This is a genomic window from Pseudomonas sp. 478 (genome assembly GCF_003254125.1).
GTDB lineage: Bacteria > Pseudomonadota > Gammaproteobacteria > Pseudomonadales > Pseudomonadaceae > Aquipseudomonas.
Map to the genome: position 1 here is coordinate 487,980 of NZ_QKZG01000001.1, position 23,427 is coordinate 511,406.

At 58.6% G+C, this 23,427-nt stretch carries 19 protein-coding genes; 15 read left to right on the forward strand and 4 right to left on the reverse strand.

Annotated features, from left to right (window positions below):
* Nucleotides 1–55: 55 nt before the first annotated feature.
* Nucleotides 56–535 carry an RNA pyrophosphohydrolase gene (locus tag DFS28_RS02390; RefSeq protein ID WP_008150514.1) on the forward strand — a complete coding sequence of 160 codons (480 nt, stop codon included), beginning with the start codon at nucleotides 56–58 and terminating at the stop codon, nucleotides 533–535.
* A 22-nt stretch (nucleotides 536–557) separates the two neighbouring features.
* Complete coding sequence (gene ptsP, locus DFS28_RS02395) at nucleotides 558–2,837, forward strand: phosphoenolpyruvate--protein phosphotransferase (RefSeq protein ID WP_111448407.1); 2,280 nt, start codon at nucleotides 558–560, stop codon at nucleotides 2,835–2,837.
* A gap of 108 nt (nucleotides 2,838–2,945) precedes the next feature.
* Here the strand turns inward: ptsP and DFS28_RS02400 are convergent, their stop codons facing one another.
* A complete protein-coding gene (locus DFS28_RS02400; protein ID WP_111448408.1) occupies nucleotides 2,946–3,692 on the reverse strand; it encodes an NRDE family protein in 747 nt (248 codons plus the stop codon).
* 120 nt (nucleotides 3,693–3,812) lie between these two features.
* On the opposite strand from DFS28_RS02400, the gene DFS28_RS02405 reads away from it, so the two are divergent.
* The 4 genes from DFS28_RS02405 (at nucleotide 3,813) to DFS28_RS02420 (ending at nucleotide 9,681) form a co-directional block, all read left to right on the forward strand.
* Nucleotides 3,813–4,595 carry a sulfite exporter TauE/SafE family protein gene (locus DFS28_RS02405; RefSeq protein WP_033053392.1) on the forward strand — a complete coding sequence of 261 codons (783 nt, stop codon included), beginning with the start codon at nucleotides 3,813–3,815 and terminating at the stop codon, nucleotides 4,593–4,595.
* 81 nt (nucleotides 4,596–4,676) lie between these two features.
* Entirely contained in the window at nucleotides 4,677–5,483 is an 807-nt protein-coding gene (gene lgt / locus DFS28_RS02410; RefSeq protein WP_111448409.1) for a prolipoprotein diacylglyceryl transferase, read from the forward strand.
* Nucleotides 5,484–5,531: 48 nt separating this feature from the next.
* Complete coding sequence (locus DFS28_RS02415; protein ID WP_111448410.1) at nucleotides 5,532–6,503, forward strand: thymidylate synthase; 972 nt, start codon at nucleotides 5,532–5,534, stop codon at nucleotides 6,501–6,503.
* 121 nt (nucleotides 6,504–6,624) lie between these two features.
* Complete coding sequence (locus DFS28_RS02420; protein WP_111448411.1) at nucleotides 6,625–9,681, forward strand: ATP-binding protein; 3,057 nt, start codon at nucleotides 6,625–6,627, stop codon at nucleotides 9,679–9,681.
* 49 nt (nucleotides 9,682–9,730) lie between these two features.
* Here DFS28_RS02420 and cadR read toward each other — a convergent pair whose 3' ends face one another.
* Nucleotides 9,731–10,180 carry a Cd(II)/Pb(II)-responsive transcriptional regulator gene (cadR, locus tag DFS28_RS02425; protein ID WP_111448412.1) on the reverse strand — a complete coding sequence of 150 codons (450 nt, stop codon included), beginning with the start codon at nucleotides 10,178–10,180 and terminating at the stop codon, nucleotides 9,731–9,733.
* An 85-nt stretch (nucleotides 10,181–10,265) separates the two neighbouring features.
* Between cadR and DFS28_RS02430 the strand changes: the two genes are divergently transcribed.
* From DFS28_RS02430 to DFS28_RS02465, 8 genes are all read left to right on the forward strand, one after another.
* Nucleotides 10,266–12,539, forward strand: a complete 2,274-nt coding sequence (locus tag DFS28_RS02430; protein WP_111448413.1) for a heavy metal translocating P-type ATPase — start codon at nucleotides 10,266–10,268, stop codon at nucleotides 12,537–12,539.
* 16 nt (nucleotides 12,540–12,555) lie between these two features.
* Nucleotides 12,556–13,419 carry a LysR family transcriptional regulator gene (locus DFS28_RS02435; RefSeq protein ID WP_111448414.1) on the forward strand — a complete coding sequence of 288 codons (864 nt, stop codon included), beginning with the start codon at nucleotides 12,556–12,558 and terminating at the stop codon, nucleotides 13,417–13,419.
* A gap of 246 nt (nucleotides 13,420–13,665) precedes the next feature.
* On the forward strand, nucleotides 13,666–14,742 hold the full coding sequence (locus DFS28_RS02440; RefSeq protein WP_111448415.1) for a putative 2-aminoethylphosphonate ABC transporter ATP-binding protein: 1,077 nt from the start codon (nucleotides 13,666–13,668) through the stop codon (nucleotides 14,740–14,742).
* Nucleotides 14,742–16,466, forward strand: a complete 1,725-nt coding sequence (locus DFS28_RS02445) for a putative 2-aminoethylphosphonate ABC transporter permease subunit (protein ID WP_111448416.1) — start codon at nucleotides 14,742–14,744, stop codon at nucleotides 16,464–16,466. The genes DFS28_RS02440 and DFS28_RS02445 overlap by 1 nt, the downstream gene beginning before the upstream one ends.
* A 53-nt stretch (nucleotides 16,467–16,519) precedes the next feature.
* Nucleotides 16,520–17,545 (forward strand): putative 2-aminoethylphosphonate ABC transporter substrate-binding protein, encoded by a 1,026-nt coding sequence (locus tag DFS28_RS02450; RefSeq protein WP_111448417.1) that lies wholly within the window; start codon nucleotides 16,520–16,522, stop codon nucleotides 17,543–17,545.
* Between the two features lie 145 nt (nucleotides 17,546–17,690).
* Entirely contained in the window at nucleotides 17,691–18,824 is a 1,134-nt protein-coding gene (locus DFS28_RS02455; protein WP_111448418.1) for a TIGR03364 family FAD-dependent oxidoreductase, read from the forward strand.
* On the forward strand, nucleotides 18,824–19,390 hold the full coding sequence (locus DFS28_RS02460) for a phosphonate degradation HD-domain oxygenase (RefSeq protein WP_111448419.1): 567 nt from the start codon (nucleotides 18,824–18,826) through the stop codon (nucleotides 19,388–19,390). Before DFS28_RS02455 ends, DFS28_RS02460 begins: the two co-directional genes overlap by 1 nt.
* An 85-nt stretch (nucleotides 19,391–19,475) precedes the next feature.
* Nucleotides 19,476–19,898 carry a hypothetical protein gene (locus DFS28_RS02465; protein ID WP_111448420.1) on the forward strand — a complete coding sequence of 141 codons (423 nt, stop codon included), beginning with the start codon at nucleotides 19,476–19,478 and terminating at the stop codon, nucleotides 19,896–19,898.
* A gap of 146 nt (nucleotides 19,899–20,044) precedes the next feature.
* Here DFS28_RS02465 and DFS28_RS02470 read toward each other — a convergent pair whose 3' ends face one another.
* The gene (locus DFS28_RS02470) at nucleotides 20,045–21,421 is read right to left on the reverse strand and encodes a GTPase/DUF3482 domain-containing protein (protein ID WP_111448421.1); all 1,377 of its coding nucleotides are present in this window, start codon (nucleotides 21,419–21,421) and stop codon (nucleotides 20,045–20,047) included.
* The gene (locus DFS28_RS02475) at nucleotides 21,414–22,793 is read right to left on the reverse strand and encodes a DUF2868 domain-containing protein (protein WP_111448422.1); all 1,380 of its coding nucleotides are present in this window, start codon (nucleotides 22,791–22,793) and stop codon (nucleotides 21,414–21,416) included. The genes DFS28_RS02470 and DFS28_RS02475 overlap by 8 nt, the downstream gene beginning before the upstream one ends.
* An 85-nt stretch (nucleotides 22,794–22,878) precedes the next feature.
* Here DFS28_RS02475 and DFS28_RS02480 point away from each other — a divergent pair, with 85 nt between their 5' ends.
* Complete coding sequence (locus DFS28_RS02480) at nucleotides 22,879–23,391, forward strand: dihydrofolate reductase (RefSeq protein WP_111448423.1); 513 nt, start codon at nucleotides 22,879–22,881, stop codon at nucleotides 23,389–23,391.
* Nucleotides 23,392–23,427 lie beyond the last annotated feature (36 nt).

The following is a 23,427-nucleotide window of genomic DNA, read 5'->3' on the forward strand; positions in this document are numbered from 1 at the left end:
GCTATCACAACCTTTGTGGAACAATGCGGCGACATGCGTTTGCGAGGTTGTTGCCGTGATCGACCCCGATGGTTTCCGCCCCAATGTCGGGATCATTCTCACGAATGATGCCGGACAGGTGCTATGGGCTCGCCGTATCAATCAAGATGCCTGGCAGTTTCCACAGGGCGGGATCAACCCCCAGGAGACGCCGGAAGACGCCTTGTACCGCGAGTTGAACGAAGAAGTGGGGCTTGAGCGCGAAGATGTTGAAATTCTCGCCTGCACCCGGGGCTGGTTGCGCTATCGTTTGCCGCAACGTTTGGTCCGCACGCACAGCCAACCGCTGTGCATCGGCCAGAAACAGAAATGGTTTCTCCTGCGCCTGGTCTCCAACGAGCAGCGGGTGCGGATGGATTTGACCGGTAAACCGGAATTCGATGGCTGGCGCTGGGTCAGCTATTGGTATCCGTTGGGCCAGGTGGTGACATTCAAGCGCGAAGTGTATCGACGCGCTCTCAAAGAGCTTGCCCCGCGCCTTTTATCGCGCGACTGACGACGGAGTTCGACCCCGAGCCATGCTCAATACGCTGCGCAAGATCGTCCAGGAAGTTAACTCCGCCAAGGATCTCAAGGCGGCGTTGGGGATTATTGTGTTGCGCGTCAAAGAGGCCATGGGCAGCCAGGTCTGCTCGGTCTACTTGCTTGACCCTGAAACCAACCGTTTCGTGCTGATGGCCACCGAGGGCTTGAACAAGCGCTCGATCGGCAAAGTCAGCATGGCACCCAACGAAGGTCTGGTTGGCCTGGTCGGCACGCGTGAAGAACCCCTGAACCTCGAAAACGCCGCGGATCACCCGCGCTATCGCTACTTCGCCGAGACCGGTGAAGAACGCTACGCCTCGTTCCTCGGGGCGCCGATCATTCACCACCGCCGCGTCGTCGGCGTGTTGGTCATTCAGCAAAAGGAACGCCGCCAGTTCGATGAAGGTGAAGAAGCCTTCCTCGTGACCATGAGCGCACAGCTTGCCGGCGTTATCGCCCACGCCGAAGCCACCGGTTCGATCCGCGGGCTGGGCCGTCAGGGCAAGGGCATCCAGGAAGCCAAGTTCATCGGCGTACCGGGTTCGCCGGGTGCGGCGGTCGGTACCGCGGTGGTCATGCTGCCGCCGGCCGATCTGGACGTGGTGCCGGACAAGACCATTACCGACATCGCCGCCGAACTCGCGCTGTTCAAGACTGCCATCGAAGGCGTGCGCGCCGACATGCGCGCCTTGTCCGCCAAACTGGCGAACCAGTTGCGCCCGGAAGAGCGCGCGCTGTTCGATGTTTACCTGATGATGCTCGACGATGCCTCGCTCGGCAGCGAAATAACCACCGTGATCAAGACTGGCCAGTGGGCCCAGGGCGCGTTGCGTCAGGTGGTTGCCGAGCACGTCAACCGTTTCGAATTGATGGACGACGCCTACCTGCGTGAGCGCGCCTCGGACGTCAAGGACCTCGGTCGACGTTTGCTGGCTTACTTGCAGGAAGAGCGTCAACAGACCCTGGTCTACCCCGACAACACCATCCTGATCAGCGAAGAACTGACGCCGGCAATGCTCGGCGAGGTGCCGGAAGGCAAGCTGGTCGGTCTGGTGTCGGTACTCGGTTCCGGCAACTCCCACGTGGCGATCCTGGCGCGCGCCATGGGTATCCCGACGGTGATGGGCCTGGTCGACTTGCCGTATTCCAAGGTCGACGGCATCCAGATGATCGTCGACGGCTACCACGGCGAGGTCTACACCAACCCCAGCGAAGTGCTGCGCAAGCAGTTCGCCGAAGTGGTCGAGGAAGAGAAACAACTGGCCCTCGGGCTGGATGCACTGCGGGACTTGCCGTGCGTGACCGTCGATGGCCACCGCATGCCGCTGTGGGTCAACACCGGCCTGCTGGCGGATGTAGCGCGAGCGCAGAAGCGTGGCGCTGAAGGCGTCGGTCTGTACCGCACCGAAGTGCCGTTCATGATCAATCAGAGGTTCCCAAGCGAAAAGGAGCAACTGGCGATTTATCGCGAGCAACTCGCTGCATTCCACCCGCAACCGGTGACCATGCGCAGCCTGGACATCGGCGGCGACAAATCGCTGTCGTACTTCCCGATCAAGGAAGACAACCCGTTCCTCGGCTGGCGCGGCATTCGCGTCACGCTCGACCACCCGGAAATTTTCCTGGTGCAGACCCGCGCCATGCTCAAGGCCAGCGAAGGCTTGAACAACCTGCGGATTCTGCTTCCGATGATTTCCGGCACCCACGAGCTGGAAGAAGCCCTGCACCTGATTCACCGGGCCTGGGGCGAAGTCCGCGACGAAGGCTGCGACGTGCCTATGCCGCCGATCGGCGTGATGATCGAGATTCCGGCAGCGGTTTATCAGACCAAGGAACTGGCGCGGCAAGTGGACTTCCTGTCGGTCGGTTCCAACGACCTGACCCAGTACCTGTTGGCGGTGGACCGAAACAACCCGCGGGTAGCCGACCTCTACGACTACCTGCACCCAGCGGTGCTGCAAGCCCTTCAGAGCGTGGTGCGTGACGCTCATGCCGAAGGCAAGCCAGTGAGTATCTGCGGTGAGATGGCCGGTGACCCGGCGGCGGCAGTGCTGTTGATGGCGATGGGCTTCGACAGCCTGTCGATGAACGCCACCAACTTGCCGAAAGTGAAGTGGATGTTGCGTCAGATCAACCTGAGCAAGGCCAAGGAATTGCTCGCGGAGCTGATGACCATCGACAACCCGCAAGTTATCCACAGCTCGCTGCAACTGGCGCTGAAGAACCTAGGGTTGGCGCGGATGATTAATCCGGCTTCGGCCAAGACCCTCTAAACGCTGACGGACCCTTCGCGAGCAAGCCCGCTCCCACAGGGGATTTGTGATCGACGCAAATCCCCTGTGGGAGCGGGCTTGCTCGCGAAGGCGTCAGTCCTGACAGCGCTAAACCCTGATCTCAACTTCCCCTAAATGCCCGCCATACGGCCCAAAACTCCGCTCCACCATCCACCGCGTCCCATCCGCCTGAACAATCAACGCCGTACTCGCTCGCGTCCCATAAGTCGGACTGGCAATAAACACACTCGACAGCAACGTCTCGGTGGCCAACCCGACTCCGGTATCCGGCAGTTCGGCAAAGGGTGCCGTCTGCGGATCATTCAGCAACGCCAATAAAGCCTGGGGTTGCGGATCGTCCAGCACTTCCTCCAGCGCTGCCCGCGCTTTGAGCAGTTTCGGCCACGGCGTATCCAGCCCGGCGTTCGACAACCCATAAACCCCTGGTGGCAGCATCACCGCCTCAGTCTCTCGGGCATTGAAGTGCCACAGTTCGTTGGCATTGCCGACCAGCAGGTTAAATCCGGCATATTCCAGTGAACGTCCGACAACGTCCGTCAAGTAGTCATCTATCGACATGTCGCCGGCCAGGAATCGCGCGACCAGTTCACCTCGCGATTTGCGCGCGGGCGGCTGATGCGGATCGCGGATATTGGTCAGCGCGGCGAAGCGTCCATTGGCGCCAACACCGAGCCAGGTGCCTCCGGCTTCCAGATCGCGACCAGCATGCACGTGCGGTGCTTCGGGCCATTGCGCCAGCGGCAGGCTGGGCCGGGCATAGAATTCGTCGCGGTTGGCCGCCACGATCAGCGGCTGGGCGTGACCCGGCCGCCAAGCGAAAACAATCAGGCACATAAGGCAGTCCTTGTGTGTTTTCTGCCCACTCTACTCAGTCATCGTGTGGGTATCCATCGCCATCCAGTGGAGCTTGAGGCCATGCATCCGTTACCATGCCGCTCTCATTTGGGGATGCGCATGGAATTTCTGCTCTATCTGGCGCTCGGCGCCTGTGCAGGTGTGCTGGCCGGGCTGTTCGGGGTCGGCGGCGGGATCATTATCGTTCCGGTGCTGGTCTACAGTTTCAAGCTGCAAGGGTTCGATCCGTCGATCCTCACGCACCTGGCGGTCGGCACGTCCCTGGCGACAATCATATTTACCTCGGTCAATGCGATCCGCGAGCATCACCGCCGCGGTGCCGTACGTTGGCCGATTTTTGCCTGGATGACCCTCGGTATTCTCATCGGCGCCGGTTTCGGCGCGCTGACGGCTGAAGCGATCTCCGGGCCCAACCTGCAGAAAATCATTGGCGTCTTCGCCCTGGTCATCGCTGCGCAACTGGCACTGGATTTCAAACCCAAGGCCAGTCGAACGGTGCCGGGTAAAGTCGGTCTGACCGTGGCCGGCAGTGTGATTGGCTGGGCCTCGGCGATTTTCGGGATTGGTGGCGGCTCGCTGACGGTGCCGTTCCTGACCTGGCGCAGCGTACCGATGCAGCAAGCCGTGGCGACTTCATCTGCCTGCGGCCTGCCGATTGCGTTGTCCAGTGCATTATTTTTCATGATTCTGGGCTGGCACGATCCATTGTTGCCGGCCCATAGTCTCGGTTTTGTTTATTTGCCGGCGCTGCTGGGGATTGCCCTGACCAGCATGTTCTTCGCCCGCCTTGGCGCACGACTGGCTCACAGCCTGTCGCCGAGGTTGCTAAAAAGACTGTTCGCCGCTTTGCTGTTCTGCGTGGGCTTGAATTTCCTGCTCTGACGCAGCGCAATCCTGGCTTAATCCTGGCGTGACAGCGTCGCCCGGGAATTTTAAAGGTTTCAACTCTAACGAGGAGTCGCAATGCTGCCTTACCCGCAGATCGACCCGGTGGCATTGGCCATCGGTCCGCTGAAAATCCACTGGTACGGCTTGATGTACCTGATCGGCATCGGCGGCGCCTGGCTGCTGGCGTCGCGCCGGTTGAACCGCTTCGACCCGACCTGGAGTAAAGAGAAGCTCTCCGACATGGTGTTCTGGATGTCGATGGGCGTCATTGTCGGCGGCCGCTTGGGCTATGTGCTGTTCTACGATCTGAGTGCTTACATCGCCAACCCGTTGTTGATCTTTGAAGTGTGGAAGGGCGGCATGTCGTTCCACGGCGGGTTCATCGGTGTGATGCTGGCCGCGTTGTGGTTCGGTAAAAAGAACGGCAAGTCGTTCTTCCAGCTGATGGACTTCGTCGCACCGATGGTGCCGATCGGTCTGGGCGCCGGACGTATCGGCAACTTTATCAACGCCGAGTTGTGGGGCAAGGCCACCGATGTGCCGTGGGCGATGGTCTTCCCGACCGATCCGGCGCAACTGGCGCGCCACCCGTCGCAGCTCTATCAGTTCGCGCTCGAAGGCGTGGCGCTGTTCGCCATTCTCTGGTTGTTCTCGCGCAAGCCGCGGCCGACCATGGCGGTGTCCGGGATGTTCGCGCTGTTCTATGGCATCTTCCGTTTCATCGTCGAATTCGTCCGCGTACCGGACGCGCAACTGGGCTATCTGGCCTGGAACTGGCTGACCATGGGTCAGGTACTGTGCGTACCGATGATCGTCGGCGGTCTGTACCTGATCTGGCTGGCGTATCACCGTGCACCGGCGGCTCCAGCGGCGGCTGTATAAATTCGAACCCCGGGGCGACGGTCCCGGGTTCAAGGACACAGGTAACTCATGAAGCAATATCTCGAACTGGTCGCCCACGTCATCAAGAACGGCACCAAACAGGCCAACCGCACCGGCGTGAACACCATCAGCTTCCCTGGCGCGATGCTGCGTTATGACCTGAAGGAAGGTTTCCCGGCGATCACCACCCGAAAAATGGCCTTCAAATCAGCCATCGGCGAGATGTGCGGTTTTCTGCGCGGGGTGAACAACGCCGCCGAGTTCCGTGCGCTGGGCTGCAAGGTCTGGGACCAGAACGCCAACGAAAACGCCCAGTGGCTGGCCAACCCGTTCCGTCAGGGCGAGGACGACCTCGGCGAGATCTACGGCGTGCAATGGCGCAAATGGCCGGCATACAAGCAGATCCCGGTCAGCAACCAGGCCGCCATCGAGCAGACCCTGAATCAGGGCTACCGCCAGATCGCCGAAGGCGAAGAAGACGGCCAGGCTTACGTGGTGCTGTACAAGGCGATCGACCAGATCCGCCAGTGTGTCGACACCATCATCAAAGACCCGGGCAGCCGCCGCATCCTGTTCCACGGCTGGAACGTGGCCCAACTTGATGAAATGGCCTTGCCGCCGTGCCACTTGCTGTACCAGTTCCACCCGAATGTGGAGACCAAAGAGATCTCTTTGACTCTGTACATCCGCTCCAATGATTTGGGCCTGGGCACGCCGTTCAACCTCACCGAAGGCGCCGCGCTGCTGAGCTTGATCGGTCGCCTGACCGGCTACACGCCGCGCTGGTTCACCTATTTCATTGGTGATGCCCACGTCTATGAAAACCATTTGGACATGCTGAATGAACAGCTCAAGCGCGAGCCATTCCCGATGCCGAAACTGGTGATCAGCGACCGTGTGCCTGAGTTTGCCAAGACCGGTGTTTATCAGCCGGAGTGGCTGGAGTTGATCGAGCCGAGCGATTTTTCGCTGGAAGGCTACGAACACCACGCCCCAATGACCGCGCCGATGGCGGTTTGATTTAATACTGTTAAGTTTATGGTCTGATAATCTGAGCTTAATAGATTCAGATGGTTAATTTGTTTGTTGATGGGTTTGTGTTTTTTAAAGTTTGGTGTGTTTTGAGATAAGGGATTATGGTATGGCAGATTTGCTGATAAGGCACTTGAAGAAAAAGGGTGATGAGCACTCGGCTCTATCTATGCTTGTTAATCAGTGGGGATTTGATGAAAAACTAATTCCCAAAGCACTCCAGACAGTAAGTAATCTCTTTCCTCATTATAGTCGGCATGATGAGTCTCACAGTAAACAGATTCTTGTAAATATAGAGCGTTTGTTGGGCGAAAATATTAATCTGTTATCGGCAACTGATACCTGGTTATTGCTTGAAGCTGCGTATTGGCATGATATAGGAATGGTGGTTCCTCAAGTTGATATTCGAGAGGCTGCGAAGGATCCAGCTTTCAAAAATTATTTGGCTACAATTGCACATACTCCTCACCATGAGTTACAACGGTTTGCACAGTTTTTTGGCACTAATGATATTTCGACATGCTTCGGTGGGGCCGACTCACCAATGGAAGCCGTTGAGAAACTTCGTGAGCTTATGGCCGAATGGTTTCGCAGAAAGCATGCTGATCGCGCTGATGCCATTGTTCAAGCTCCATGGGTTACAGTTGGAATATCGTCTCCAAGAACAGAGCTTATACCAGCGCGCCTATTTAGATTGCTCGGTAAGATATGCCAAATGCACGGCGCTCCTTTTCGAGAATTAAGCGCCCCTGGAGGATTGGCTTTCAGAGAGACAGGGTTGGCTCAAGACGATTGTCATCCTAGGTTTGTTGCCTGTCTGTTAAGGATGGGAGACCTTTTAGATTTGGATGATAATCGTTTTTGTCCCGTGATGCAGCGCATTGCGGGAGAGGACCGACCTTCAATTACTAAAGCTCATGAAGATAAACATTCATCAATTAGGCACTTGCGCATTGATAGAGAACGAATTGAAATTAATGCCGAGTGTGAGACGATCGATGGGTATTTAGAAACTTTCAAGTGGTTTGATTGGCTAAAGCAAGAGATACAAGACCAGATGGCCAATTGGCAGGACATTGTTCCTAGTAGGGAACTAGGGTTGCTTCCTACGTTGGGCCCCATAAATGTAAAGCTTAGCGGTGAATTGCAAATTTTGCAGGAGGGTCAACGTCCGCAGTTTAGTGTGGATGGAGCGAAAGCTTTTGAATTGCTTAAAGGTACAAATTTATACAGCAATCAGTTTGCATATGTGCGCGAAATACTCCAAAACGCAATTGATGCTACCTTGATAAGATTATGGATTTCAGATCAAGAGGAAGGTGATCTGACGTGTTGGGATAACCCAGCTAGTGCAATTGAGATCCTTGGCAAAAAAACTATAAGTGTTGAACTAAGAGAGCAGGAGCAGTTGCTCTCGTCTAAATCTGGTACTACTACATGGATCTTGTCGGTTTCAGATAAGGGGACGGGTATTAGCATTGAGGATCTTGGGTATATGCTCAAGATAGGTGCGTCGCAGAAAAATGAAAAAAGACAGGAAATTATTCGCTCTATGCCTGAATGGATGAAGCCTTCTGGGGCTTTTGGCATAGGTCTACAAAGTGTATTCATGATCAGCAAAGCAATTAGTATCAAATCTAAAAGCATTTTTAGTAATGAGACTATTGAGGTAGTGATGCATAGTCCAACTGCCGACAAGGAAGGGTTGGTGACGGTTAAAAGTAAGCCGAATAAAGTATCTCAGGATTATGGCACGGTTGTAGAAGTCGAGTTTGAATTGGAAACTTACGCATCTCGCTGGAGTTTGCCTTGGGCTAGAGATAGGTCTATTGCAGCAGAGTTTGCTTTTGCTCTTGATCCGATTTTAGATAATTCGTTTCCCTATGAGGCTGGAAGAATATCTGATCAAATAATTGAATTTTCTAATGAGGCGCCTTTGAAGATTGATGCGCTGCTCACGACACTCGAAAAAGGAGTATTTCCTTTAACTGGAACAAATGAGGCGCTCCAACCACAAAGTAAACGCTGGAATTACGTAATAGTGCAAGACCAGATGCTAGGGGTTAACTATTATCCTCGGCTTGGAGGTAGAGTGGGTAGAGGTGCAAAATTTTTCTATCGTGGTCAGCCATTTGAACATAAGGGCTACAGCCTTCCCCATGTCGACATTGAAATTAATCTATTGTCCGGGAAGGCCGGAAGTTGGCTAAGTGCTAGTCGAGATAAAATAGCAGTTGGCGTCGAAGAAAATCTAGATAAGTTAATTCGAGCGGCGCTTGCAAAGCAGGTAGAAATTGACTTGAGAGAAGGTACTTTTGGTGATGAGGTATCACCAATATTTTCTCTGTTTATTGAGGCTATGGCTATTGATTATGGTAACCCATGGAGTGAACTGGCGGAGTTGACAGACAGTAAATGGCTTGATTTGAAGGTCGGGAAGAAAGATCTGAGAGCCTTGTTTTCTCGGGATAGCTGGACTGTAGGTGCAGTAGATAGTAGCAGTGTGGCTTCTGAACAACGTTGCGATCTAGTACTGGCCGATGATCCTGGTGATTTAACTTTATGGGTTGTATTAGGTCATTGGGCAAAAAAACGCAGGAATACAGTTAAAATAGTTTCTTCAAAAGAACTGCTCGATAAAAATCAAGAGTTTGGAGAGAAAAATACCTCTTCTCTTCTATCGTATGAGGATTACCTAGGAAGTAGGAAGAAATTTGATTTGTTTTATATCCTTGCTAAGAAAGCTCAAGTGCCATATACAGAAGCTGCATTATCTGCGAGGCTTGCAGCATTACTCGAGGAGATGCACTCCAATCGTCGTTTTACTTTGTTGATGCATCCAATGCTAAAGTCTTGGGAAAAGCTAGAGTTGAAAAATGATGTATCAATACGAGCTAGAAGTATTTTTCCTCATTTTGGTAAGAATGGCGGTGAGATTCTGCTGCCTTATTTCTTTACGTCTGTTTCTTTGGTGTCGCATGTGACTGCGAAAGTTAATGTAACCAAACTAGACGAAATTTGTGAGTATGTTTGTCCTAGGCTGAGGAATAAGCTGGATCTATCCGATGTAAAACAGTTGTACTTGTCGTTGATTGAGTTCATCGATGTAAAGGTTATGGCTAACTCTGAGTTTGCAGAAGAATGGCGGGAAGCGCGTAGCAGTTAATTTTTATAATACTCTAGCGTCTATATTTATATTGCAGAAGTGTACTGGTTCAATGGCCGTGGCTGCGACCCACGTGGGACGGCTCACCCTCTGGTGCTACCACGCCGCCACTCACCTCCAACCGCTGCAAAATCCCGCACTGATCGATATCCGGCCCTTCGCTGCAACGTTGGCGCAGGTCGAGCAGCTGTGTCTGCAATGCCATCAACCCATCAATCCGCGCCTTCACGTGATGAATGTGTTCGTCGATCAGCGCATTCACGCTTTCACACTGATCCTGCGGGCTGTCGCGCAGGGCCAGCAGGCTGCGGATTTCTTCCAGCGTCATGTCGAGGGTGCGGCAGTTGCGGATGAAAGTCAGGCGCTCGGCGTGGGCCTGGGTGTAGACGCGGTAGTTGCCGTCGCTGCGGGCCGGCTCCGGCAGCAGGTTTTCGCGCTCGTAGTAGCGGATGGTTTCCACGGCGCAGTCGGTGAGTTTGGCCAGTTCTCCGATCTTCATGACGACAATCTCCAAAAGGATGCTTGACCCTATAGTGGCTACAGGGTCTTTACTTGGCAACAGGCACCTTTCCGGACGCGACCCAATGAGCGATTCCCTTCACACGCACAAACCCGAGGCTGATCACGATCACGATCACGATCACAGCCACAAGCTGCAGCCTGTACAGAAGCATGAGCATGGCGGCCACGGGGATTCCTGCTGTTCCGCCAAAGTGGCGGCACCGTCGCTGATCAAGTTGAGTGAAACCACAACGGCTGGCGCGCGACTGAGCAATTTCCGCATCGACGCCATGGATTGCCCGACCGAGCAGACGCTGATCGAGAACAAACTCGGCAAACTCGTGGGCGTGCAGCAACTGGAATTCAACCTGATCAACCGCGTGTTGGGCGTCACCCATGACCTGCCGAGCACCGCGCCGATCATCGACGCGATCAAGTCCCTCGGCATGCAGGCCGAGCCGCTGGAGCAGGGCGCTGAACTGCCAGCACCGGCGCCCGAGAAAAAGCCCTGGTGGCCCTTGGCGCTGTCGGGTGTTGGCGCGTTGGTCGCCGAAGTTATCCACTTCACCAACGCTGCGCCGAACTGGGTGGTGGCGGTCATCGCGTTGATCTCGATCCTCAGCGGCGGCCTCGGCACCTATAAAAAAGGCTGGATCGCACTTAAAAACCTCAACCTGAACATCAACGCGCTGATGAGCATCGCGGTGACCGGCGCGATCCTGATCGGTCAGTGGCCGGAAGCGGCGATGGTGATGTTTCTGTTCACCGTGGCCGAGTTGATCGAGGCCAAGTCTTTGGACCGGGCACGCAACGCCATCGGTGGTCTGATGCAGATGACCCCGGAACAGGCCACGGTGCAGCAGGCCGACGGTAGTTGGGTCTTGCAGCCGGTCAAAGCCATCGAGTTGGGGGCACGAGTGCGGGTACGACCCGGCGAGCGAATCGGTCTGGACGGTGAAGTGGTGTCGGGCAGTTCAACCATCGATCAGGCGCCGATCACCGGTGAAAGCCTGCCGGTGGAGAAGACCATCGGCGATAAAGTCTTCGCCGGCACCATCAACCAGTCTGGCTCCCTGGAATACTCGGTAACCGCGGCGGCCAACAACTCGACCCTGGCGCGAATCATCCACGCCGTGGAACAGGCCCAGGGCGCGCGGGCGCCGACCCAGCGTTTCGTCGACAGCTTCTCGAAAATCTACACCCCGGCGGTGTTCATCCTGGCGCTCGCCGTTGCGGTAATCCCGCCGCTGTTCATGGGCGCCGTATGGTTCGACTGGATCTACCGAGCGCTGGTGTTGCTGGTGGTCGCCTGCCCATGTGCGCTGGTGATTTCTACCCCGGTGACCATCGTCAGCGGCCTCGCGGCGGCGGCGCGCAAAGGCATTCTGGTGAAGGGCGGCGTCTATCTGGAGGGCGGTTACAAGCTCGATTACCTGGCCTTGGACAAGACCGGCACCATCACGCACGGCAAACCGGTGCAGACCGATTACCTGTCGCTTGATCCGACCGCGGACGCATCAGCCCCGGCGATTGCGGCGGCGCTGGCCGGTCGCTCCGATCACCCGGTGTCCTTGGCCATTGCCACCGCGGCTGTGGATAAACAATTCGCTCCGCTGATTGTGGATAACTTTGAGGCCCTGGCCGGTCGCGGAGTGCGCGGCGAAATTAACGGTCAGGTTTACCACTTGGGTAATCACCGTTTAGTGGAAGAACTGAACCTGTGCTCGCCTGCGCTGGAGGAAAAGCTGTTCGCGCTGGAGAAACAGGGCAAGTCCGTGGTGCTGCTGCTCGACAAATCCGGCCCATTGGCGCTGTTCGCTGTGGCCGACACCGTGAAAGAGTCCAGCCGCGAGGCGATCCAGCAACTGTACGAGCTGGGCATCAAAACCCTGATGCTGACCGGCGACAACGTCCACACCGCTCAGGCGATTGCCGCGCAAGTCGGCATCGACGAGGCCAAGGGCGATCTGCTGCCGACCGACAAGCTGCAGGCCATCGACGCCCTTTATGCGCGGGGCCATAACGTCGGCATGGTCGGCGACGGTATCAACGACGCTCCGGCGCTGGCGCGAGCCGAGATCGGTTTTGCCATGGCGGCGGCGGGCACCGATACCGCCATCGAGACCGCCGATGTCGCCCTGATGGACGACGATCTGCGCAAGATTCCGACCTTCATCCGGCTGTCACGGCAAACCTCAAGCATCCTCAAACAGAACATTGCCTTGGCATTGGTCATCAAAGCGATCTTTCTTGGGGTAACCTTCGCCGGGATCGCCACCATGTGGATGGCGGTGTTCGCCGACATGGGCGTGAGCCTGTTGGTGGTGTTTAACGGTTTGCGCCTGTTGCGCAAATAAGCGATGGGGGAAGGGTGTGCTGAGTGCCGAGCTGAAGGCGTTTTACATGGTTGCTCGCCTGGGCAGCATTACCCTGGCGGCGAAAAAGCTCGGCCTGAGCCAACCCACGGTGACCACGCAGATTCGCAATCTGGAAAGTCAGTACTCGGTTGAACTGTTCTACCGTGGTGGCCGCCGCCTCAGCGTCAGCGATGAAGGTGCGCGGCTGTTGCCGATGGTCAAGGTGCTGTTGCAGCAGGAAGCCGACATCGAGTTTTTCCTGCGTAACAGCGGTCAGGTCCAAGGCACGTTGCGCATTGCCGCGACTGCGCCGTATTACATCCTCGATCTGGTGAAGACCTTCCGCGAGCGCTTGCCGCAGGTGGAAGTGTCAGTGGAGATCGGCAACTCCCAGCAGGTACTTGAAGCGCTGGAGGATTATCGGGTGGATGTCGCGGCGTCGTCGCAGTTGCTCGACGATGCACGGCTGATTCGCCGGGTGCTCGGCAGCGATCCGCTGGTGCTGGCGGTGCATCGCAATCATCCGCTGGCGGTCCACGACCATGTGCCGCTCAGTGCGTTGGCCGGGCATACGTTATTGATGCGCGAATCGGGGTCGACCACTCGACGTCTGACCGAGGAATTGCTGGCCAGCGCCGGGGTGAGTTTCGGGCCGCTGCTGGAGATTGGCAGCCGTGAGTCGATCCGTGAGGCGGTGTTGCGCAACATCGGCATCAGCATCATTGCCCGGCAGGAAGTGCCGCATGATCCGCAACTGCGCGTGCTGACCATCGAGAATGCGCCGCAGATTCCCGAGTATTTGTACTGCCTCAAAGAGCGAAAAGGCGCACGGCTGCCGGCGGCGTTTCTGGGGTTGGCGCAGGAAATGGCCCCCGCCTGAGTTCAGTGGTGTCTGTGCCGGCCTCTTCGCGAGCAAGCCCGCTCCCACAGGGGAACGCATTCCAAAATGTGGGAGCGGCGGTGCGACGATTCGACTTGCTCGCGAAGACGCCAGATCAAGCAACACAGAGCCTGGGCCTTGAACCCAAATCCCTGAATACCACTATCAGCCGTTTTTGCCTCACTGCCACATGACGGACGCATTACAAACCTAGGATGGCCTTCATCTGCTTGATGAGGCCTGTCCATGAACCACTCGATCGCAACTGCCCTGACCAACCCCGGCGCGCCGATGAAAGTTCGCGGCGTGCAGAAGCGCTTCGGCGCCTTCACCGCGCTGGATAACGTGTCCCTCGACGTGGCGGCCGGTGAACTGGTGTGCCTGCTCGGTCCGTCGGGTTGTGGCAAAACCACCTTGCTGCGTTGCATCGCCGGTCTTGAGAAACAGGACAGCGGCGAGTTGTACCTCGGCGATCGCGACGTTTCCCATTTGGCGCCTCAGGCTCGGGACTACGGCATTCTGTTTCAGTCCTACGCGCTGTTCCCCAATCTCACCGTCGAAGCGAACATCGCCTACGGCCTCGCCGGCAGTGGTCGCGATGAAGTGCGCAAACGTGTCGGTCAGATGCTGGAGCTGGTCGGCCTGATCGGCAGTGAGAAAAAGTACCCCGGCCAATTGTCCGGCGGCCAACAGCAGCGCGTCGCACTCGCTCGGGCATTGGCGCCGGCACCTTCGTTGCTGCTGCTGGATGAACCGATGTCGGCCCTCGACGCCCGGGTACGCGAGCACCTGTGCACCGAACTGCGCCAATTGCAGCGCAACCTCGGCATCACCACCCTGATGGTCACCCACAATCAGGACGAAGCCATGCTGATGGCCGAGCGCATCGCCGTGATGAACAACGGCAAGGTCGAGCAATACGCCACCCCGCAGGAAATCTACGACCGCCCCGCCACACCGTTTGTGGCGGAGTTCGTCGGCCAGGGCAACTGGCTGCCCTTCCAGCGCAGCAGCGACAGCCACGCCCAGGTCGGCGGGATGAACATGCGCCTGGCCGCCGATTCGGGCAACGCCGCATCGGGTCGTCTGTTCTGCCGCCCGGAAGCGATCAACGTCAACCCGCCCGTGCATGAAGAAAACCTGTTCCCGGCCAAGGTTCGCGAAATCACCTTCCTCGGCAACCGCTGCCGCATGAGCTTCGAACTCGATCAACTGCCGGGCCACGCATTGCTGGCGGAACTGGCGCCGGAAGCCATGCCGCGCCTTGGCGTGCAACAGATCATGGTCGCCTTGCCTCCGCGCAGCCTGCAGGTGTTTGCCTGATGAGCGCGAACCTCGCGCTGCCGATACCGCACAAGCAGGTTCGGCAGACCTCCCGTGCCGAGATCGGCGACCGGGTGTTCGTGGTCGGCGGCAAAGTCCTGTTACTGGTGTTGCTCGGCGTCGCGGTACTAATGCCGTTGCTGGCGATCTTCTGGCGCGGCTTCAGTTCGGAAGCCGGGCAGGGCGGCGGTCTGGTGGCCGCCCGTGAATTGCTGACCAGTGCCAATTTCCACTGGTTGCTCGGCAATAGCCTGAAAGTGTCCCTCAGCGTGGCGGCGATTGTCGTACCGCTGGCCTACCTGTTTGCCTACGCCCTGCAACGCACCTTGATTCCGGGTAAAGGTATCTGGCGCGGCATGTCGCTGTTGCCGCTGATGGCGCCGTCGATGTTGCCGGGTATTGCGCTGGTCTATCTGTTCGGCAATCAGGGCCTGTTGCGCGGTTTGCTCTCGGACAATATCTACGGCTTCTGGGGCATTGTTCTGGGTGAGGTCATCTACACCTTCCCACACGCGCTGATGATTCTGCTGTCGGCGCTGTCCCTGGCGGATGCGCGATTGTTCGATGCCGCCTCCAGCATGGGCGCGAGTCCGGCAAAAGCCTTCCGCAGCATTACCTGGCCGTCGACGCGTCAGGCCGTGTTCGCCGCGTTCTGTCTCGTCTTCACGTTGACCATCACCGACTTCGGCGTGCCCGTGGTGGTCGGTGGCGACTATCAAGTGCTGGCGCTGGAAGCCTACAAAGCCGTGGTTGGCCAGCAACAATTCGGTCGCGGCGCGTTGATCGGCATGGTCCTGCTGCTGCCGGCGCTGTTCAGCTTCGGTGTCGATGCCTGGTTGCGTCGGCGTCACGGCGATTCCATGAGCGGTCGGGCGCAGGTCTTTCAACCGGCGCCGTCGAAAATGCGGGACAGCTGCTACCTGGCCATTGTGCTGCTGATCTGCGCGGTGTTGCTGCTGGTGTTCGGCATGGCGGTGTATTCGTCACTGGTGAAATTCTGGCCGTACAACCTGTCGCTGTCGCTCAACCATTACCAGTTCAACGACACGGCGGGCGGTGGCTGGCTGGCCTATGGCAACAGCGTGAAGATGGCCTTGTGCACGGCGTTGATCGGCAGCGTACTGATCTTTACCGGCGCGTACCTGATGGAAAAAACCAAGGGCCAACGAGGGCTGAATCTGACACTGCGCATGCTCAGTTTCGTACCGATGGCGGTGTCGGGTCTGGTGCTGGGCCTGGGTTATGTCTTCTTCTTCAACCTCACGGGCAACCCGCTGCATGTGCTCTACGGGACCATGACCCTGCTGGTGGTCTGCACCATTGCTCACTATTTGACCACCGCGCAAATGACCGCCACCACGGCACTGCGCCAACTCGATGCCGAGTTTGAGGCCGCCGCGCTGTCGCTCAAGGCGCCGCTGTATCGGCATTACCTGCGCGTCACCGTGCCGATCTGCCTGCCGGCGCTGCTGGACATTGTGCGCTACCTGTTCGTCTCGGCCATGACCACCGTCTCGGCAGCGATCTTCCTCTACAGCCCCGACACCATCCTCGCGGCGGTGGCGGTGCTGAACATGGACGACGCTGGCAACGTCGGCGGCGCAGCGGCGATGTCGACCCTTATTCTGTTCACCTCGGCGGGCGTGTCCCTGCTGCTGGCCTGGGCCTCGCGCGGTTTGTTGCGCCGCTCCCAGGCCTGGCGGCAGACCGCGCCTGGCCACTGATTTCCAATCCCGCAAACCTGAACTCAACTGCCGGTAAACAAAAGGAAAAAGACATGTTCAAGCCTATGGTCCTCGCCGCTGCTGTCCTCACCGCTTTTAGCCTGAACGCCTTCGCGGCGACAACCGAGTTGACGGTGTACACCGCCCTCGAAGCCGAACAACTGAAGACCTATAAAGAAGCGTTCGAAAAAGCCAACCCGGACGTCGAAATCAAGTGGGTCCGCGACTCCACCGGCATCATCACCGCCAAGCTGCTGGCCGAAAAAGCTCGCCCGCAGGCTGACGCGGTCTGGGGCCTGGCGGCTTCAAGCCTGGCGATTCTTGATCAGCAAGGCATGCTGCAAAGCTACGCGCCGAAGGACCTGGGCAAGATCGGCGGCAACTACCGCGACGCCGCCAACCCGCCAGCCTGGGTCGGCATGGACGTCTGGGCTGCGACCATTTGCTTCAACACCGTCGAGGCCGAAAAGCAGGGTTTAACCAAACCGGTGAGCTGGCAGGACCTGACCAAGCCTGAGTACAAAGGCAAGATCGTGATGCCGAACCCGGCCTCGTCCGGCACCGGTTTCCTCGATGTCAGCGCCTGGCTGCAAACCTTCGGCGAAAAGCAGGGCTGGCAGTACATGGACGACCTGCACCAGAACATCGGCCAGTACGTTCACTCCGGTTCCAAGCCTTGCAAACTGGCGGCGGCGGGCGAATTCCCGATTGGTATTTCCTTTGAATACCCGGCCGTTCAGCTGAAACGCCAAGGCGCGCCACTGGACATCATCCTGCCGAAAGAAGGCCTGGGCTGGGAGATCGAAGCGACGGCTGTGATCAAGGGCACACCGCACGAAGAAGCGGCGAAGAAACTGGCTGACTTCTCCGCCAGCCCGGCAGCGATGGAGCTTTATAAAGAGAACTTCGCCGTGCTCGCGCAACCGGGTATTGCCAAGCCGCAGACCGAATTGCCGGCGGATTATGAGCAGCGTTTGATCAAGAACGACTTCGCCTGGGCGTCGAAGAATCGCGACGAAATCCTGACCGAATGGCGCAAGCGCTATGACGGCAAGTCCGAGAAAGTGGCTGCCAAGTAAGATCTTCATCGGCTGACAGGGCCCCTTCGCGAGCAAGCCCGCTCCCACATTGGATCTTCAGTGGATGGAGATTTGGGGTTGTCCCCCATCAACTGTGGGAGCGGGCTTGCTCGCGAAAGCAGCTTCGAATTCAGGACATCTCTCCATGACACACCACAACGACATGCTGATCGTCGGCGCCGGCATCCTCGGTCTGTCCCACGCCTACGCCGCCGCCAGACGCGGTCTGAAAGTCACCGTTTTCGAACGCAGCGAAACGCCTTTGGGCGCCTCGGTGCGCAACTTCGGCCAGGCCCTGGTCACCGGCCAACCACCGGGCCCGATGCTCGAACTGGCCAAAGCCAGTCGCGAGATCTGGGGCCAATGGGCGCAACTCGCCGGTCTGCAACTCAAGCGCAACGGCTCGTACCTGTTTGCCCGCACCGAAGCCGAAGAACACCTGCTGGAAGCCTTCTGCGCCGGTCGCGCCGTGGAACACGGTTACCGCGTCGACCTGTTGCGTGGCGCTGCATTGCGCGATGTGTACCGCGGCCAGTTCAGCCATCACCGCGCCGCGTTGCACGGGATGGACGATCAGCAACTGTATTCCCGTGAAGCGATACCAGCGCTGATCGACTACCTGCGTCGCGAACTCGGTGTCACGTTTCACTTCTCCACTCTCGTGCGCGACATCGAGCCCGGCCGCTTGCACAGCACCGCCGGACCCTTCAGTGCCGAGCAGATCATCGTCTGTTCCGGCCACGATTATCAGACGCTGCTGGCCGAGCCGATCGCCGAACTCAACCCGCAAATCTGCCGACTGCAAATGCTTCGGGCCCGACCGCAAATCAACCTAAACCTGCAACACGCGTTGCTCACCGGTTTGAGCTGCGTGCACTACGGCGCCTTCGCCGATCTGCCGGAAGCGGCGGCGGTGCAGGCGCAAATCCAGCGAGACGCGTCGCACCTGCATGAAAACGGTATTCACCTGCTGATCAGCCCGACACCTTATGGCGAATTAATCATCGGCGACTCCCACCATTACGGCAGCGACCCGTCGCCGTTCAACGCTGAGCAGGTGGATAACTGGATGCTTGAACTCGCGGAACACACCCTGGGTTGCAGGGTGCAAGTGGTCGAACGTTGGCAGGGCGTCTATGGTTCTCGTGGTCCGGGGCCGTTCTCGTTCCTGCGGCCGATGCCGGGCGTGAGCGTGGCGCTGATGCACACGGGTGTCGGCATGAGCGTCGGGCCGGCGATGGCTGAACACAACGTAGCAACGTTGTTGGGAGAGCATTGATGGATCGCAATGAGCAAGTGATCGCCGAGGTGTTCGCACTGTACGAGCGCTTTGGCGACAGCGATTACATCGGCGAACCGGTGTCGCAGATCGAGCACATGTCCCAGGCCGCCGAACTGGCCATGGCCGAGGGCTTCGATGGCGAAGTGGTGCTGGCCGCGTTCTTCCACGACATCGGGCATATCTGCGCAGAGAGTGCCGAGAACATGGGCGGCTTCGGCGTAGTCAGTCACGAGCGCCTGGGCGCCGATTATTTACGCCGCGCAGGTTTCAGCGAACGCATGGCGCGGCTGGTGGAGTACCACGTTCAGGCCAAGCGTTATCTGACACTTAAAGAACCGGGTTACTACGAGCGCTTGAGTGAAGCCAGTCGTCGGACGCTGGAGTATCAGGGCGGGGTGATGACGGTCGCCGAGGCTGAAGCCTTCGAGCAAGATCCGTTGTGCGAGGTCAGTCTGCGCATGCGCCAGTGGGATGAGCTGGCGAAGGAGATGGCGGTGCCGGTGATTGATCTGGAAGTGTTGAAACGCAAAGCGGTCGGTCTATTGTCCCGCGAGGCGCAATGAGTTGTCTCACAGGCAATTGAGAAACGGCGGATGGAGGGGCTTGCGATAACGGTTCAATCTGGGCTTTTCGCAAGGAAGCGCACGGATGCGTTATTTGAAAGTGATTGCACAGGATCGAAGCGGGAAGGGCTCGGCAGATACCGTTCATTTTGAATTCCATGAAGATGATCGGTTGCAGCGTGAGACGACGGATGTCGATCGACAGCGGCTCAAATCTTTTGGCAAAACTTATTTGAAATGCGCCTGGTTCAACGAGGGTGAAGGTGAGGAGCGGCACTTGCGCATCTTCTCGCAGAATCCATCCGCTGACGGCACACCTGAAACGGTGCGGCTGCATTTTCATGAGGGGCAGGTGATTGCCTATAAAGCCGCGGCTCACGATCTTGATAACGATGGTGGACTGGAGGTGATACTGAGTTCGGATGTGGACAATGACGGACGCGCGGATCGCACCGATCGGCGACGAGTCGCCTCGATGGCGGGGGAGTTTTTGAAGCTCGGCGTATAAACCCGGGACCGAATCGCTGCATTCGCGAGCAAGCCCGCTCCCACATTTAATCTGCAGTGATTAGAGGTTTTGTGTACGACGCAAATCCAATGTGGGAGCGGGCTTGCTCGCGAAGAGGCCCGCCTGAACTGCACATCACTCGGGCTTTACAACTGTTGCGCCAACACCTCAACCTGCTCTTGGCGCTCCCCCTGACTCAACTTCGAATTCGGATTCAGCGACGACCACTGCGGATGCGCCCGCGCCTTGTTCAGTGCCTCGGGCAGTTTGCCTTCGCGCCAGGATTTGTCCTGGGGTGTGGCGACCTGGATGCTGTCCATTGCCGCATGCCCACGCGCATTGAGCGCGTGCAGCAGTTGCCGCTGACGCAATGCCAATAGCCGCAGCACGCTGTCATCGACGGTCAGCTCCCGCTGGCCCTTGATCTTGCCCAGCAAGCGGCCGCCGTAACTGCGGGCCGTTTGCAGGGCGCCACCGGCAATCGCTCCAGCCAATGCGGCCGCACCGAGGGTCAGGCCGCCTACCAGCAAGTCGACTCCGGCCCCGGCTGCCGCGCCGGCCGCGATACCGCCACCGACTCGCACGCCGAGCTGTTTCAGGGTTTCCGGGTTGAACAGGTCGTCACCCCAGCGGCCATCGAGCAGCGGCAGATCACTGGCCGCCGCGTCCTGTGGACGGAAGGCGTAGAGCTTGAGCAGCGCTTCGACGCAGCGTTGTTCCCGTTGTCGAACTGCTTTGCGCAGTTCGTTGATGGCTTGCTGTTCTTGCTCGGCTTCGCTGACCACGCTGCGCCGGCACGCGGCGCAGTCGATCAATAATTCGGCAATCAGCCGCGCCGCACTCTGTTGCCGGGCCTGGCGTTGGGCTTGCTGATCGGCGATCAAGCGTTCCAGTTGCGGGCGGGCGTTCTCCAGCAGCAGGGCGAGGCTTTCATACAGTCGACGTTCGCCATCCTCCGGCGGTGCGACGCTGTCGAAGCGGACCAATGCGTGCAAGCCGAGGCGTGCCAACGCTTCGCGCCAATCCGGTTCGCGGTGGTTGGCGCTGCTGACAAAATTCAGCACCGGCAGCAGCGGTTTGCCGCAGCTGGCCAGCACTTCCAGTTCGTCGCGGTACTTGGCCAGTACCGGTTCCCGGGCGTCGATCACGTAGAGACCGGCGTCGCAGGTCAGCAGTTGCCGCAGCACCTTGGCTTCCTGTTCAAACCGTTGTCGTGCTTCGCTGCCTTCAAGAAATCGCGCCAACCGTGCCGGGCCGTCGAGGCGTTCGCCGGGACGTTCCAGGCGTTCGAGATAGTCGAGTAGGGCGATGGCATCTTCCAGGCCGGGAGTGTCGTAAAGGTCGAGCAACGGCTCGCCGTCCACTGACAACCGCGCGCCTTCGACGTGTCGTGTGGTGCTGGGGCGATGAGACACCTCACCGAAACCGACATCACGGGTCAGGGTGCGCAGCAATGAGGTTTTGCCGACGTTGGTGTGGCCGACCACGGCGAGTTTCAAGGGCGGTTTCCAGGGGTTAGTCATGACCGCTCTCCAGCCAGTTCAACGGCGCGCAATCGGCGAACGGCAGGTCCAGCTGTTGCAGCGCCACGTGCCAGTCGCCCAGCCTTTGGGCATCCAGCGCTTCGCCCGGCGGAGCTTGCAGCAGCCAGACGCGAGTGGCGCTGGCGCTGCGGGCCAGTTCGGCGATCAGTGCCAGACTGCCGCGGTCCGGCGAACGTCGTGGATCGCAAGCGATAGCCAGACGGGCCGGGGGAAAGCGGCTCAGCTGTTCAAGGAGTTTGTGCCGCGATTCGCGACTGTCGAGGACGCCGGCGTTGCTCACGGATTTCGGCAGTGGCGGCGGCCAGGGGCGTTGGTCGTCCAGCTCGATGGCCACCAACAGCGCGCCATCGCTTGGCAGGTCGCTGACACCACTTTCAATACGATGCAATTGCTCTGGCTCAGCGTCGCTGATGCCCAGGCGTTCGCTGGTCGGCATCAGCCGTTCGCGCAGTTGGGCGTAACCGGGCAGGTTCAAATCCAGATGCAATGCCGCTTGGCCGGTTTTCCAGCGCCACAGGCAAAACAGCGCCAGCAACAGTCGCGGCAAAACACCGTAGACCACCAGTACGCCGACCAGCCATGTTGCCCAGGCCTGACGGGCGCTTTCGATATTCAATGCGGCGTCGCCGCTGGCGCGGATCATTTCCACGGTCGGAACGTTGAAACCCAGCATGGCCGGCAGGGCACCGAGGGCCTGGGTCATGGCGACGAAAGTGTCGCCGCCCAGGAGCGTGGTTTCCCAGACGAAGCCATAACGGCGGGTCGCCATCAGCATCAACAGCATGACCAGTGCGCTGAGCATCGCCAGCAACCACAAGCTGTTGACCAGTATGCCGACCGCCCAGCGATTAAGTTTCTGTCGTTGCAGCAAGAGCAGCAGGGCCGGGGCCAGTTGCGCGGCTTTGGCATTGCGGGCGAGTTTTTCGCTGAGCCATAACCATAAGCGGCCGAGGGGGGCGCCGTGTTCGCCGGCGAAGGCCAGGCCCAATGCCCAGCTCAGCAATAGAATCAGGTTCAGTCCGAGCAAACTGCCCAAAGCCCAGAACACATTCACCGGAGTTTGTCCGTCGCCCAACGCGGCAAACGCCAGACCGGCGCCGCTGGCAATGGCCAGCACCGCCATCACGATCAGCGCCAGACGCGCGCCTTGAAGCCAATGTTTGAGGGCGCTGGTCAGCCCATCGCGCTCGGCCAGCCAAAGGGCACGGCGTTGAATACGTGTCGGCAGATCGCCGCCCGCGCTGCGGGCCAGTCGGTTGGCTTCCAGATCATCCAGGGGGCCGGCGTGTTCTTCACGCAGGCGCACCGTCTCGGTCAGCCAGAGGTTTTGCAGTGGAGTCAGTTCAGTCACGCGGCATTCCGTCGCTCAATTGAACGGTGAGCATAACCGCTGTGGCGCTTATCGGGGTACGGGAGGCTCTGGTATCCTCGCCGACATGACTAAATCACTCCCCCTCAGCCTGATCGCAGCCCTCGGTGAAAACCGTGTGATCGGCGTCGACAACAGCATGCCCTGGCACTTGCCGGGGGACTTCAAATACTTCAAGGCCACGACCCTCGGCAAGCCGATCATCATGGGTCGCAAGACCTGGGATTCCCTCGGTCGCCCGTTGCCGGGCCGTTTGAACATCGTGGTCAGCCGTCAGGCGGATCTGACGTTGGAAGGCGCGGAGGTTTATCCGTCGCTTGCGGCTGCAGTGGTTCGCGCTGAAGAGTGGGCGCGGGAACAGGGCGTCGATGAGCTGATGCTGATTGGTGGGGCGCAGTTGTATGCGCAGGGGTTGGCCCAGGCTGATCGGCTGTATTTGACGCGCGTGGCGCTGAGCCCGGAAGGGGATGCGTGGTTTCCGGAGTTTGATTTGGGGCAGTGGAAACTGGTGTCGAATGTTCCGAATCCAGCGGAAGGCGACAAGCCGGCGTACAACTTCGAGGTGTGGGAAAAAGCCTAAAAGCTTCGCGAGCAAGCCCGCTCCCACAGTTGATCT